The 13,921-nt window shown below is 74.3% G+C and carries 12 protein-coding genes; 9 read left to right on the plus strand and 3 right to left on the minus strand.

Features of this window, described 5'->3' with window-relative positions; all coding sequences use genetic code 11:
- Nucleotides 1–52: 52 nt before the first annotated feature.
- The 8 genes from CHB98_RS09825 to CHB98_RS09860 all read left to right on the plus strand — a co-directional run bounded on the left by CHB98_RS09825 (nucleotide 53) and on the right by CHB98_RS09860 (nucleotide 8,600).
- The gene (locus CHB98_RS09825; protein ID WP_089305421.1) at nucleotides 53–640 is read left to right on the plus strand and encodes a hypothetical protein; all 588 of its coding nucleotides are present in this window, start codon (nucleotides 53–55) and stop codon (nucleotides 638–640) included.
- Between the two features lie 89 nt (nucleotides 641–729).
- On the plus strand, nucleotides 730–1,593 hold the full coding sequence (locus tag CHB98_RS09830) for an FAD binding domain-containing protein (protein WP_089305695.1): 864 nt from the start codon (nucleotides 730–732) through the stop codon (nucleotides 1,591–1,593).
- Nucleotides 1,593–2,063 carry a (2Fe-2S)-binding protein gene (locus CHB98_RS09835; RefSeq protein WP_089305422.1) on the plus strand — a complete coding sequence of 157 codons (471 nt, stop codon included), beginning with the start codon at nucleotides 1,593–1,595 and terminating at the stop codon, nucleotides 2,061–2,063. The genes CHB98_RS09830 and CHB98_RS09835 overlap by 1 nt, the downstream gene beginning before the upstream one ends.
- Nucleotides 2,060–4,384, plus strand: a complete 2,325-nt coding sequence (pucD, locus tag CHB98_RS09840) for a xanthine dehydrogenase subunit D (protein ID WP_218822317.1) — start codon at nucleotides 2,060–2,062, stop codon at nucleotides 4,382–4,384. The genes CHB98_RS09835 and pucD overlap by 4 nt, the downstream gene beginning before the upstream one ends.
- A gap of 89 nt (nucleotides 4,385–4,473) precedes the next feature.
- Nucleotides 4,474–5,469 carry a hypothetical protein gene (locus CHB98_RS09845; protein WP_089305423.1) on the plus strand — a complete coding sequence of 332 codons (996 nt, stop codon included), beginning with the start codon at nucleotides 4,474–4,476 and terminating at the stop codon, nucleotides 5,467–5,469.
- A gap of 157 nt (nucleotides 5,470–5,626) precedes the next feature.
- Nucleotides 5,627–7,864: a carbon starvation CstA family protein gene (locus tag CHB98_RS09850; RefSeq protein ID WP_245821048.1), complete on the plus strand. Its 2,238-nt coding sequence runs from the start codon at nucleotides 5,627–5,629 to the stop codon at nucleotides 7,862–7,864.
- A complete protein-coding gene (locus tag CHB98_RS09855) occupies nucleotides 7,861–8,064 on the plus strand; it encodes a YbdD/YjiX family protein (protein WP_089305424.1) in 204 nt (67 codons plus the stop codon). The genes CHB98_RS09850 and CHB98_RS09855 overlap by 4 nt, the downstream gene beginning before the upstream one ends.
- 194 nt (nucleotides 8,065–8,258) lie before the next feature.
- A complete protein-coding gene (locus CHB98_RS09860; RefSeq protein ID WP_089305425.1) occupies nucleotides 8,259–8,600 on the plus strand; it encodes a hypothetical protein in 342 nt (113 codons plus the stop codon).
- Here the strand turns inward: CHB98_RS09860 and CHB98_RS09865 are convergent.
- The 3 genes from CHB98_RS09865 to glnA form a co-directional block, all read right to left on the minus strand.
- A complete protein-coding gene (locus CHB98_RS09865; RefSeq protein WP_089305426.1) occupies nucleotides 8,597–10,138 on the minus strand; it encodes a phospholipid carrier-dependent glycosyltransferase in 1,542 nt (513 codons plus the stop codon). The genes CHB98_RS09860 and CHB98_RS09865 overlap by 4 nt on opposite strands.
- Nucleotides 10,135–11,673 (minus strand): NAD(P)/FAD-dependent oxidoreductase, encoded by a 1,539-nt coding sequence (locus CHB98_RS09870; protein ID WP_089305427.1) that lies wholly within the window; start codon nucleotides 11,671–11,673, stop codon nucleotides 10,135–10,137. Before CHB98_RS09870 ends, CHB98_RS09865 begins: the two co-directional genes overlap by 4 nt.
- A gap of 206 nt (nucleotides 11,674–11,879) precedes the next feature.
- Nucleotides 11,880–13,313, minus strand: a complete 1,434-nt coding sequence (gene glnA, locus CHB98_RS09875; protein WP_089305428.1) for a type I glutamate--ammonia ligase — start codon at nucleotides 13,311–13,313, stop codon at nucleotides 11,880–11,882.
- Nucleotides 13,314–13,478: 165 nt separating this feature from the next.
- On the opposite strand from glnA, the gene CHB98_RS09880 reads away from it, so the two are divergent.
- Nucleotides 13,479–13,898 carry an RDD family protein gene (locus tag CHB98_RS09880; RefSeq protein WP_089305429.1) on the plus strand — a complete coding sequence of 140 codons (420 nt, stop codon included), beginning with the start codon at nucleotides 13,479–13,481 and terminating at the stop codon, nucleotides 13,896–13,898.
- Nucleotides 13,899–13,921 lie beyond the last annotated feature (23 nt).

The raw sequence follows: 13,921 nt of genomic DNA on the forward strand, positions 1-13,921 counted from the left end.
TCCTGGGCAGGGCAGTCCGAGCCCGTCGACCCCGACCCGGAGGACCCCACCCGTGCGTGCCCGGACCCTCGCCGCTGCCGCCCCGCTCCTCGCGCTGACCGCGTGCGCCTCCCCGGCCGTGGGGCCGGTGCCGCAGGCGGCCGCGGGCGACGGGACCGTCGCGGTGGTCGCGCCGGCCGCGACCGGCCCGGCCGCGGCCGCGGCCGGCGACTCGTGCACCGCCGACGCCGGCTACACCGTGTCCTTCCCGGCCGACTGGGCGACCAACGCCGCCGGCGTGCTGCCCGCGTGCAGCTGGTTCGGCCCCGGCGAGGAGATCGTCGTCCCCGAGGCCTCCGACGTGCGCACCGCCCCGGTCACCCTGCGCGTCGTCGACGGGCCCCTGGCCGAGGCGGCCCCGGCCTACCCCGACGAGGTCGCCCGCACCGCGACGGAGGTCGGCGGCCGCCCGGCCGTGCGCACCGAGCAGGTGACCACGGTCGGCCTGTACCCGGCGGGCACCCGCATTACGACGTGGGCCGTGGACCTGGGCGGCCGCACCCTGCTCGCCGACGCCGTGGAGCTGCCCGGCGGGGACCACGCCCGCGCGGTCGCCGTGCTCGACGCGATGGTGGAGGACCTGGGCACCACCACCGCGTGAGGGGGCGGCACGCACGACGCGCCGTTGCCCGCTCGTCACATCTCTCGGGCACAGTTCTCCGGACACCGGGCGTGGACGAGGAGACGGGCATGGACTTCCTGCAGCCGTCGTCGTGGGACGACGCGCTCGCGGCCCGGGCCGAGCGGCATGACGCGCTGCCGATCGCGGGCGGCACCGACGTCATGGTCGAGCTGAACTTCGACCGGCGCCGGCCCGCTGCGCTGCTGGACCTCACCCGTGTCCCGGAGCTCAGCGAGTGGTCGGTGGCCCCGGATGGCACGGTGCGCCTGGGCGCCGGCGTCAGCTACGGCCGGGTGATCGCCGAGCTGGGCGACCGGCTGCCCGGCCTGGCGATGGCCGCGCGGACCGTCGGCTCGCCGCAGATCCGGGTGCGCGGCACCGTCGGCGGCAACCTCGGCTCGGCGTCCCCCGCCGGCGACGCGCACCCGCCGCTGCTGGCCGCGCGCGCGGAGGTCGAGGTGGCGTCGGCCGCCCGCGGCACCCGGCGGGTGCCGGTCGCCGAGTTCTTCACCGGCGTGAAGCGCAACGCCCTGGCCCCCGACGAGCTGATCGCCGCCGTGCACGTCCCCACCGCGGCCGGGCCGCAGCAGTTCTGCAAGGTGGGCACCCGCAACGCGATGGTCATCTCGGTGTCCGCGTTCGCGCTCGCGCTGCACCCCGACCGGCGGGCCGTGGGCACCGGCATCGGGTCGGCCGCCCCCACCCCCCGGCGGGCGCCGGACGCCGAGGAATTCCTCGCCGGCGAGCTGGACTGGGACCGGCGGCCGGCCCTGCCCGAGGGGCTGGCGCGGGCCTTCGGCGAGCGGGTCGCCGCCGCGGCCTCGCCCATCGACGACGTCCGCGGGACGGCGGCCTACCGCCGGCACTCGCTCGCGGTGCTGGCCCGCCGCGCCGCCACCTGGGCCTGGGACGACCTGAGGAGGGCCGCCTGATGCGCGTCACCACCACCGTCAACGGCACCGAGCGCACCGCCGACGACGTCTGGCCGGGGGAGAGCCTGCTGTACCTGCTGCGCGAGCGCCTCGGCCTGCCCGGGGCCAAGAACGCCTGCGAGCAGGGGGAGTGCGGCTCCTGCACCGTCTACCTCGACGGCGAGCCGGTGTGCGCCTGCCTGGTCGCCGCCGGGCAGGCCACCGGCCGGGAGGTCACCACCGTGGAGGGGCTGGCCGACGGGACGGCGCTGCACCCGGTGCAGGAGGCCTTCGTGGACGCCGGCGCCGTCCAGTGCGGCTTCTGCACGCCGGGCCTGGTCGTCGCCGCGCACGACCTGCTGGCCCGGGTGCCCGAGCCCTCGGACCCGGAGATCCGCGAGGCGCTGGCCGGCAACCTGTGCCGCTGCACCGGCTACGAGAAGATCCTCGACGCGGTCCGGCTGGCCGCCCGGCGGCAGGCGGCACAATGACCACCACCGAGCCGACCACCACCGAGCCGACCACCACCGAGCCGACCCGGACCGGGGCGCGCACCGGCGGCCGGATCGGGGAGGACGCGCAGCGCCCCGACGGCACCCTCAAGGTCACCGGCGAGTTCGCCTACTCCAGCGACCTGTGGCACGACGACATGGTGTGGGGCGTGACGCTGCGCAGCCCGCACCCGTCGGCCCGCATCCGGCGCGTCGACGTCTCCGAGGCGCTCACCGTGCCCGGCGTCAGCGCCGTCCTCACCGCCGACGACGTCCCCGGCGAGAACGCCTACGGCCTGGAGCACGCCGACCAGCCGGTGCTGGCCGGGGAGTTCGTCCGCTACGAGGGGGAGCCGGTGGCCCTGGTCGCCGCCGACCACCCGGAGACCGCGCGGCGGGCGGCGGCCCGCATCCGCGTCGACTACGAGGTGCTGCCCGCCCTCACCGACCCCCGCCGCGCCCTGGACGACGACGCGCCGCAGGTGCACCCCGGCGGCAACCTGGTCCGCCACCTGCGGCTGCGCCGCGGCGACCCCGCGCCCACCGCGCCGGTCGTGGTCAGCCTGGACTTCGAGGTCGGCATGCAGGACCAGGCCTTCCTCGGGCCGGAGTCCGGGCTGGCCGTCCCGGCGGAGGACGGCGGCGTCGACCTGTACGTGGCCACCCAGTGGCTGCACGTCGACCAGCGGCAGATCTGCCTGGCGCTGGGCATGCCGCCCGACAAGGTGCGGCTCACCCTGGCCGGCGTCGGCGGCGCGTTCGGCGGCCGCGAGGACCTCTCCGTGCACGTGCACGCCTGCCTGCTGGCCCTGCGCACCGGGCGGCCGGTGAAGATGAGCTACGGCCGGGAGGAGTCCTTCTACGGCCACGTGCACCGCCACCCGGCGTGGATGACCTACGAGTTCGGCGCCGAGCCCGACGGCACCCTCGTCTACGGCAAGGTCCACACCCTGCTGGACGGCGGCGCCTACGCCTCCTCGACCGCCGCCGTCGTCGGCAACGCCGGCACGCTGGGCCTGGGCCCCTACCGCTTCCCGTCGGTGTCCGTCGACGCCTACGGGGTGTTCACGAACAACCCGCCGTGCGGGGCGATGCGCGGCTTCGGCTGCGTGCAGGCCGCCTACGCGCACGAGGCGCTGATGGACGAGCTCGCCGCCGCCGTCGGGGTCGACCCGGTGGAGATCCGCCGGCGCAACGGCGTGCAGGAGGGCGACCGCAACATCACCGGCCAGGTCATCGACTCCGCCGCACCGGTCGCCGAGCTGCTCGAGCGGGTGGCCGCGCTGCCCCTGCCGCCCCCGCCGGCCGAGCGGCCGGACCTGCGCGACCTGCCCGGCGCGGTCGGCAACACCACCCACGGCGAGGGCGTGCGCCGCGGCGTCGGCTACTCGGTCACCTACAAGAACGTCGGGTTCTCCGAGGGCTTCGACGACTACTCCACCGCGCGGGTGCGCCTGCAGGTCACCGGCGGCGAGGCCGTGGCCACCGTGCACACCGCGGCGGCGGAGGTCGGCCAGGGCCTGGTCACCGTGCAGCAGCAGATCGCCCGCACCGAGCTCGGCGTGCAGCAGGTGGTCGTCGTCCCGGCCGACACCACGGTCGGCTCGGCGGGGTCGACGTCGGCGTCCCGGCAGACCCACGTCACCGGCGGTGCGGTCAAGGCCGCCTGCGAGGCGGTGCGGACGGCGGTGCTGCAGCGGGCCGCGGTCGCCGTCGGGCGCCCCGTCGCCGGCCTCGCGCTGGACGGCGACAAGGTCGTCGGTCCCGGTGGCGAGGTGCTGGCCGGGCTGGCCGACGTCCTCGGCGAGGACGCGGTGGAGGAGACCGTGGAGTGGCGGCACCGGCCCACCCACGCCATCGACCCGGAGACCGGCCAGGGCGACGCGCACGTGCAGTTCGCCTTCTCCGCGCACCGCGCGGTGGTCGACGTCGACACCGAGCTCGGCCTGGTCAAGGTGGTCGCGCTGGACACCGCCCAGGACGTCGGGAAGGCGATCAACCCCGATGCCGTCGTCGGCCAGATCCACGGCGGGTCGGCCCAGGGGATGGGGCTGGCGCTGATGGAGGAGGTGGTGGTGACCGACGGCCACGTGCGCAACCCGTCGTTCACCGACTACCTGCTGCCGACCATCCTGGACGTGCCGCCGATGCAGGTGGAGGTGCTGGAGTACGCCGACCCGCACGCCCCCTACGGCGTCCGCGGGGTGGGCGAGCCGCCCACCATCTCCTCCGGCCCGGCGGTCGCCGCCGCGGTGCGCGCCGCCTGCGGCCGGCCGCTGCGCCGGGTGCCCATCCGCCCGGAGCACGTCACCGGCATCTGAGCGCTCCCGGTGTGGCGACGCGCGCGCCGGGGCAGGATGAGCTGGGCCCGCCGAGCGGCGGGCGCCGCGGTCGACCGGGGGAGCAGGCCGTGCCCGACACCCAGCACCCCGACACCCAGCACCCCGACGGCCGTCCCGCCCGCCCGGGGCACCCCGCCCACCGGCGGCCCGACCCCGCCGCCCGCCGCCGGACCCGGCTGCTGGGCCTGGCCGTGCTGGCCGCCGCGGTCCTCGGGCTCGGGGCGTGGCTGGTCACGGCCCTCGTCGGCGACCCCGCGACCGGCGGCGGGGCGGCCGACCCGGCCGCTGCCCCCTCCGCCGTGCCGGTGGAGACGGTCGCCCTCCCGCCGCTGCCGGCCGTGGCCCGCATGCCCGACGAGCAGCTGCGGGTCACGATCAGCGACCTCGAGGCCCTGGTGCGCGAGGACCCCCGCGCCGTCGGGCCGGGTGCGGGCGAGGTGCTCGACAGCCTCCGGCGGGTGGAGCTGCTCAGCGGTGGTGACCAGCGCTCGGCCGCGGTCGAGGCCCACGACGCCGTGGCGGCAGCGGTCGAGGAGGGGGTGGTCGCCGAGCCCGTCGCCCGGCGGGTGCAGGAGGTCCTGGCCGCCGTCGTACGACCGCAGCGCCTGATCGACCTGGTGTGGACCGTCGACGTGGACCCGCCCGCCGTCGGCCCGGCCGGGCCGGACCTGGTCGACGACCTCCTGGCCCTGGACCACGACGTCCCGGCGGACCGGACGGCCGACCGCGCCGCGGCTCTGCTGGCCGACGTGCGCGCGGCGGCCGGGCGGGGCGAGCTGAGCCCGGTCTTCGGCGACGCCGCCGTCCCCACCCTGGAGCAGCTGGCCGACCCCGCCCCGTACCGGGCCCTGCAGGACCTGCGCGCCACCGCCGAGGCGGACCCGGACGCCGTCGGGCCGGCCGCCGACGAGGTGCTGGCGTCGCTGCGGGCGATCGCCGAGCTGCCGGTCCACCCGCAGGGGGAGGAGGTGGCCGCGCTGCTGGAGCTGGTGCGCCGGGACGGGCAGGTGACGGCGGAGTTCCGGGAGGCCGCCGTCCCGGTGCTGGTCCCGCTGTACCGCTGACCGCCGCCGGCCGACCGGAGAGTGCGCGGCCGGTCACGGCGCGGTCACGACTGGGTCCCGGTCCGGACCCCTGCTGGTGGAACGGGCCGGCCGCTTGGCATGCTCCCTGCGTCCACAGGGCAGCGCCGGTGCTGTCCCGCACCCAGGGAGGGCGCCCGTGTCCACCACCGTCAGCAGGCCCGAGGCCGGGGGGCGCCCACCCGAGGGCACCGGCCGGCGCCGTCCGTCGATGAAGAGCATCCTCGTCTGGTCGGCGGTGGCCGCCGTCGGCGCCGTCGCCTGGACCGTGCTCGCGCTGTCCCGCGGCGAGTCGGTCTCCGCGCTGTGGATGCTGTTCGCGGCGCTGTGCTCCTACGCCATCGCCTACCGCTTCTACGCCCGCTTCATCGCCTACCGCGCCCTGCAGGTCGACGACCGGCGCGCCACCCCGGCCGAGCGGCTGGGCAACGGCCGCGACTACGACGTCACCGACCGGCGGGTGCTCTTCGGCCACCACTTCGCCGCGATCGCCGGCGCCGGGCCCCTGGTCGGCCCCGTGCTCGCTGCCCAGATGGGCTACCTGCCGGGCACCATCTGGATCGTCGTCGGCGTCATCTTCGCCGGCGCCGTCCAGGACATGGTCGTCATGTTCTTCTCGATGCGGCGCAACGGGAAGAGCCTGGGCCAGATGGTCCGCGAGGAGATCGGCATCGTCGGCGGCGTCGCCGCGCTGATCGCCGTCTTCGCGATCATGATCCTGATCCTCGCCGTGCTGGCGCTCATCGTGGTCAACGCGCTGGCCGAGTCGCCCTGGGGCGTGTTCTCCATCGGCCTCACCATCCCGATCGCGCTGTTCATGGGCGTGTACCTCCGGGTGCTGCGGCCGGGCAGGGTGCTCGAGGCCACCGGCATCGGGGTCGCGCTGCTGCTGCTGGCCATCGTCGCCGGTGGGTGGATCGACAACTCCCCGCTGGCGGAGGCGCTCACGCTGTCCCGGGAGTGGCTGGTCCTGGCGCTGGTCGTCTACGGCTTCGTCGCCTCGGTGCTGCCGGTGTGGCTGCTGCTCACTCCGCGGGACTACCTGTCGACGTTCATGAAGATCGGCGTCATCGTGCTGCTCGCGGGGGCGCTGCTCATCGCCCGCCCGGTGATCCAGGCCGACGCGATCACCGACTTCGCCCGCGAGGGCACCGGCCCGGTCTTCGCCGGCAACCTCTTCCCGTTCGTCTTCATCACCATCGCCTGCGGGGCGCTGTCGGGCTTCCACGCCCTCATCTCCTCCGGGACGACGCCGAAGATGGTGGCCAAGGAGAGCCAGGTCCGCCTGATCGGCTACGGCGGCATGCTCATGGAGTCCTTCGTCGCCGTCAGCGCGCTCATCGCCGCGGTCGTCATCGACCAGGGCCTCTACTACGCGATGAACGCCCCGGCCGGCGTCACCGGCGGGACGCCGGAGACCGCGGCGGCCTGGCTGGGCGGCCTCGGCTTCGACACCACCGCCCAGGACCTCGCCGCGGCCTCGGCCGCGGTGCAGGAGCCGAGCCTCATCTCGCGCACCGGCGGTGCCCCGACGCTGGCCGTCGGCATCTCGGAGATCTTCAGCACCGCCTTCGGTGGCGGCCTGCAGGCCTTCTGGTACCACTTCGCGATCATGTTCGAGGCGCTGTTCATCCTCACCGCCGTCGACGCCGGCACCCGCGTGGGCCGGTTCATGCTGCAGGACACGGTCGGCAACGTGTGGAAGAAGTTCGGCGACCTGTCCTGGCGGCCGGGCAACATCATCGCCAGCGCCGTCGTCGTGGGCCTGTGGGGCGGGATGCTCTACATCGGCGTCACCGACCCGCTGGGCGGGGTCAACCAGCTCTTCCCGCTGTTCGGCATCTCCAACCAGCTGCTGGCGGCGATCGCGCTGACCCTGTGCACGGTGCTGCTCATCAAGCACGGCAAGCTCAAGTACGCCTGGATCACCGCCGTCCCGCTGGCCTGGGACCTCATCGTCACCATGACGGCGAGCTACCAGAAGGTGTTCTCCGACATCCCGGCCATCGGCTACTTCGCCCAGCGGGACCGCTACGCCACCGCGTTGGAGGCCGGCGAGCTGCTGGCACCCGCGCAGACCCCGGAGCAGATGCAGCAGATCGTCACCAACTCGACGATCAACGGCGTGCTCCAGTCGTTCTTCGCGCTGCTCACCCTCGTCGTGGTCGCCAACGCGGTCGTCGTCATCGTCCGGGCCATCCAGGCCCGCGGCCCGGTGCCGACGACGGAGGAGCCGGCGGTGCCCTCGACGATCGTCGAGCCGTCGGGTCTGTTCGCCACCCCGGAGGAGAAGCGGGCCATGGCCGAGCAGGAGCGGCTGGTCGGCGCCGGGGCCCGCGGTCACGGCACCTTCACCGAGGAGGGGCCGGCGCGATGAGCCCGCAGGCCGTCGGGACGGCCGCCCGTCGGGCCTGGCGCGGCGTGTGCTGGTACCTGCGGGAGCTCAGCGGCGAGGCCCGCTGGGACGACTACCTGCAGCACTGCGCACGGCACGGGCACGAGCCGGTGAGCCGGCGGGAGTTCGAGCGGCGCCGCGCCGACGAGGCGGAGCGCAACCCGATCAGCCGCTGCTGCTGAGCGTCGGAGCCGACCGCGGCCCCGGTCCCCGCGAGGGGGCCGGGGCCGCGTCGCCGAGCGGGGTCCGACCCGCCCGTCCCACGAGACCCGCGGCGTCCCACCCGTGCGCGGCGACGGTGCACCTCGCGGCTCGCCCTGCCGAGTGGGGAGGCACGTCGCCCCGGCTCCGCGGGCCCGTCCGAGAGGTGGCACCCGTGTCCGTGCCCTCGTCGCCCGACCGGCGCGTGCAGCTCACCGAGCTGCGCACCGGGATGTCCCTGCTGGCCAGTGCCGCCGCCGACCTGGGGGTGGGGGAGGCGCCGGAGGTCCGGGTGCTGCGCGACGGCCGGCTGTGGCTCGCCGAGCTGGCGACGGCGGTGACCGCGGCCGACGTGTTCCAGGCCGCGCGGGGTCTGGTCGCCGCCCAGCTGGACGCCATCGCGCAGGTGTCCGACCAGCCGGTCGAGGAGCACGCGCTCGCCTGGCTGGTGACCCTGCAGACCAACGAGGTCATCGCCGGCCTCGAGGACATCGACCTGGCCGGCGACGCCGCCTAGCGTCCGGCGGTCGGCGCCGGCTCGGGCCGGGGCTCCGGCGGGGTGACCTCGGGCTGCCGCCCCCGCTGCCCGCGCCCGGCCGCGAGGGCGACGCCGCGCAGCGCGAGCGCCGCGGCCGGCGGGAGCACGGCCAGGGTGGGCAGCACGTAGCGGAAGTCGAACGAGGCGGTGGCCGCCGGACCGGCCATCAGGGTGAGCCCCAGCAGCGCGAGCAGCGCCGGGTCCAGCCGGTCCCGCCGGCCGCGCCGGCGGGCCAGCAGGGCACCGAGGCCCACGAGCAGGCACAGGCCCAGCAGCGGACCCGGCGTGTAGAAGTACCGCTGGTAGGAGCGCAGGTCGCCGACCATGCCGGCGTCGTAGCCGAACGGGCCCGGCGCGAGCAGCGGCCGGCAGTCGTACTGCTCGATCAGGTCGGGGTAGGGGAACGCCCACCACCCCGGGCAGGTGTCCTGGGGCCCGGAGACCCGGCCGGGCTCGACGTAGTGCACCGTCTCGGACAGGAGCTGGCGCAGGTAGTCCCCCGGCTGCCCCCGGATGGCGATCGTGGCGAACTCCGCGAGCTCCTCCTCCGACCACACCGGGACGCCGTCCTCCACCGCGTTGGCCGGGCTGTCGGGGAACCAGACGAACTGGTCGCCGGGGCGCCGCTCCTCCGGCGGGTCCTCCGGGCACAGCGGCTGCAGCCGCTCGGGGACGTCGAGCTCCTCGCACTGCACGAAGGTGGCGACCCGGCCGTAGAGGAAGTGGCCGGTGTAGTCGGTGAGCGCGACGGAGCCGTGCACGGTGGAGAACCAGCCCGCGTAGGGCAGCAGCACCGCGGCCACGCCCACGAGGAAGGCCACCACCGCCGTCCAGCGCAGCGTCCGGACCAGCAGCCGCACCAGGAGGTAGACGGCCACGACGCCGATGAGGAACAGCCCGACGGTGCGGGTGAGCGTGAGCAGGCCCATCAGCACGCCGACCGTGCCGGCCACCAGCGCGCCGGGCCGCTCCCGCACCAGCAGCAGCACCACCGCGCCGGTCATCAGGAACATGAACAGCGTCTCGGCCAGGATGAAGTGCTCGATGTCCAGCAGGTAGGCGTCGAAGGCCAGCGGCAGGACGGCGAGCACGCCGATCCAGGGGGCGACGCCGCGGCGCTGCAGCAGCAGGTAGACCAGCGCCACCATGGCCAGGCCCAGCACGTGCTGGACGACGGCCACCTCGCGGTAGGTGGTCACCGGGTTGAGCAGGGCGAGGAAGGCCGAGTAGCCCCACGGCCGGTCGACGGCGGGCTGCATCGAGGCCGCGCGGTCGGCGTAGGTGCCGGAGTCGGGGAACCACAGCGCGGTCGAGTACGCCGCGGTGACGTAGCCGCGGGCGACCGCGGCCAGCGCCAGGACCAGGAGGAACAGCCAGTGCCGCCGCGCCAGTCGCAGCGCCCGCGCCCCCGGGCCCGGGCGCGCGCCGGGGTCGGCCCCCGACGCGGTGGCGCCCGCCGCCGGCGCGGGGTCCTGCGGGGACCCCGGCCCGCGGCGGGCGCCGGTCACCTCACTCACGCCGCCGACGGGCGGGGACTCCCGACGTCGTCCGCCGTTGCGTCCGTGCGCTGCGCGGAGACCTCCTCGTGGTAGTCCTCCTCCACGTTGACGTCCCAGATGTCGTGCGTGGCCCCGTCGGCGATGTTCTGCACGGTGAGCATCGCCGTCATCATCGAGTGGTCCTGGTTGTTGTAGCGGAACATGCCGTTGCGGCCGACCGGGTGCAGGTTGGGCGTGGTGGCCTCCATCCAGCGGCGGATGACCTCGACGTTCTCCTTGTAGCCGGCGTCGTAGAACGGGTAGGCCTTCGGCATCCGGACGACGAAGCCGCGCTCCACGTCGGCGGCCTTGGCCAGCCCCAGGTGCTCCAGCTCGCGGCCGCCCTGGGCGATGAGCTCGGCGTCGGAGCGGTTCCAGGTGTCGTCGCCGACGTTGACGAAGAACTCCAGGCCCAGGCAGGTGCGCCCGTCCTTGACCAGGTACGGCGACCAGGAGCCGAAGTTCTGGATCCGGCCGACCTGCACGTCGGGGGAGTGGATGTAGATCCAGTTGTCGGGGAAGCCGGCCTCGACCGGCAGCACCAGGGCGACGGTGAGGAAGTCGCGGTACTTCAGCCCGTCCGCCGCGGACAGCACCTCCGCCGGGGGCTTGGGGTCCAGGGCGTGCACCAGCGAGGAGAACGGCATGGAGCTGATGACCTGGTCGGCCTCGTAGTGCTTCTCGGTGCCGACGTCGGTCCGCGTCGCCTCCGGGGCGCCCGCGCCGGACCCGTAGCCGCCGGTGACCACCGTGGTCAGCCCGGTGACGCCGCGGCCGGGCTCCCAGTGCACGGTGCGGACCTTCTCCTCCAGCACCACCGTGCCGCCGCGCTCCTGCACCTGGCGGGCGGCGGCCTCCCACATCATCCCCGGGCCGTACTTGGGGTACTGGAACTCCTCGATGAGGGAGGTGATCTCCTTCTGGTTCCGCTTGGGCTTCAGCGCGTTGAGCACCGCGCCGGTCAGCGACAGGTTCTTGATCCGCTGGGCGGCGAAGTCCGCGGGCAGCTGGTCGACCGGCACGCCCCAGAGCTTCTCGTTGTAGGTCTTGAAGAAGTGCTCGTAGAGCCGCTTGCCGAACCGCGCGACGATCCAGCCCTCGAGGGTGTCCTGGTTCTTCGGCGGGCGGACCCGCGCCCACAGGTAGGACGCCACGCAGCGCACCGCCTCGACCGGCCCCAGGTTGCCCAGGGCGTTGCCGGCCTTGAGCGGGTAGTCGTACAGCTTGCCGTCGTAGAAGATGCGGCTCATCCGCGGCCGGAGCAGGAAGTCCTCGTCGGGGAGGATCTCGTGCCAGAGCGCCTCCACCTCGGGCACCTTGGTGAAGAACCGGTGGCCGCCGATGTCGAAGCGCCACCCCTCCCGCTCGGCGGTGCGGCTGATGCCGCCCACCATGGCGTCACCCTCGAGGACGGTGACCGGTACCTGGCGGCGGACCAACTCGTAGGCAGCGGTCAGGCCGGCGGGGCCGGCACCGATCACGGCCACACTGGTGCGGTTGCCGTCGGGGGTCATGGACTCTCGCTCTCTCGTTGCTGGACCCACCACGACGAGGCGGCCTGGACGACTCCGGCCGGTCCGGACCCCGTCCCATGGGAAGGACACGTCGACCTGCACGGTACGTGGGCCGCCTGGGGGCGGCCACGGCGCCTGCGCGCCAATGACGCACCGCGACCCCCGTCCTCACGCAGAGGACGGGGGCCGCGACGACGGGTGTCCGGTCAGATGTCGTAGTACATGGCGAACTCGTGCGGGTGCGGGCGCAGCCGGATCGGGTCGATCTCGTTCTCCCGCTTGTACTCGATCCACGTCTCGATGAGGTCGGGGGTGAACACCCCGCCGTCGACGAGGTACTCGTGGTCGACCTCGAGCCGGTCGAGGACGGCGTCCAGCGAGGCCGGCACCTTCTCGATGCCCAGGGCCTCCTCGGGCGGCAGCTCGTAGAGGTCCTTGTCGACCGGCGCCGGCGGCTCGATCTTGTTCTTGATGCCGTCGAGGCCGGCCATGAGCATCGCCGAGAAGGCGAGGTAGGGGTTGGCCGACGGGTCGGGCACGCGGAACTCGATGCGCTTGGCCTTGGGGCTGTCGCCGGAGATCGGGATGCGGCAGCAGGCCGAGCGGTTGCGCGCGGAGTAGACCAGGTTGATCGGCGCCTCGTAGCCGGGCACCAGGCGGTGGTAGCTGTTCACCGTCGGGTTGGTGAAGGCCAGCAGCGACGGGGCGTGGGCGAGCAGGCCGCCGATGTAGTGCCGGGCGGTGTCGGACAGGCCCGCGTAGCCGGTCTCGGCGTGGAAGAGCGGCTCGCCGTCCTTCCACAGGCTCTGGTGGCAGTGCATCCCCGAGCCGTTGTCGCCGAACAGCGGCTTGGGCATGAAGGTGGCGGTCTTGCCGTGCGCCCAGGCGGTGTTCTTCACGATGTACTTGAACAGCATCAGGCTGTCGGCCGAGCGCAGCAGCGTGTCGAACTTGTAGTTGATCTCGGCCTGGCCGCCGGTGCCGACCTCGTGGTGGCCCCGCTCGAGCTCCAGCCCCGCCCGGGTGAGGTTGGCCATCATGGTCGAGCGCAGGTCGCTGTAGTGGTCGTAGGGCTCGACCGGGAAGTAGCCGCCCTTGGGCCGGGTCTTGTAGCCCAGGTTGGGGCCGCCGTTCTCGCCGGTCAGCGCACCGGAGTTCCACGAGCCCTCGACGGAGTCGATGTGGTAGTAGCCCTCGTTGATGCCGGTCGAGTGCCGGACGGAGTCGAAGATGTAGAACTCCGCCTCCGGGCCGAAGTACGCGGTGTCGGCGATCCCGCTGCTGGCCAGGTAGGCCTCGGCCTTCTTCGCCACGTTCCGCGGGTCGCGGCTGTAGGCCTCGTGGGTGATCGGGTCGTGGATGAAGAAGTTGACGTTGAGCGTCTTGTGCCGGCGGAACGGGTCCACGAACGCGCTGTTGGCGTCCGGCAGCAGCAGCATGTCGGACTCGTTGATCGCCTGGAACCCGCGGATCGAGGAGCCGTCGAAGCCGAGGCCCTCGGAGAACGTGTCCTCGCCGAAGGTCGACGCGGGGATCGTGAAGTGCTGCATGACGCCGGGCAGGTCGCAGAAGCGCACGTCGACGAACTCGACGTCGTTGTCGCGGATGTAGGCGGCGACCTCGTCGGGACTGGTGAACATCGATCCTCCGGATTGGGGCGGACAGCCGGTGGCGAACGTACGGCGGGGCGGTTGCTCCGCGGTGTCTCGGGTGTTTCGGGCCGGTAACAACGGCTCCCGGCGTGTCGCAGGCCGGGTGCCTGCCGGCCGGCCGGGGGTGCTGCGGGCGCGCCTTACGCTGGGCCCGTGGTCGGGGACGAGCAGTCAGCCTCTCAGGAGCGGCGCCGGGGTGCAGCCCTGGGCCTGCCCGCCGAGGGCCCGGGCTCGCTGGCGTCCTTCAGCAGCCGGGTCGGCGCCTTCGCCGTCGACGCGGTCGCTGCCGCGCTGGTCGCGGGCCTGGTCACTGCCCCCTCGCTGCCCGGCAACTGGAGCCTGCTGTCCTTCGCGCTGATCACCGTGGGCACCCTGGTCCTGTTCGGGCAGACGCCGGGGATGCGGCTGGTCGGGCTGCGGCTGGCGCACCCGCGGGCGGGGGAGCGGGTGGCCCTGTGGCGGGCCGTCGTCCGCACGGCCCTGCTGGTGCTCCTCGTGCCCGCCCTGGTGGTGGACGCCGACGGCCGCGGGCTGCACGACCGGCTCACCGACACCGCCGTCGTCCGCGACTGAGACAGGACCTCCCCGCCCCCACC

The organism is Geodermatophilus pulveris (assembly GCF_900188375.1).
GTDB lineage: Bacteria > Actinomycetota > Actinomycetes > Mycobacteriales > Geodermatophilaceae > Geodermatophilus > Geodermatophilus pulveris.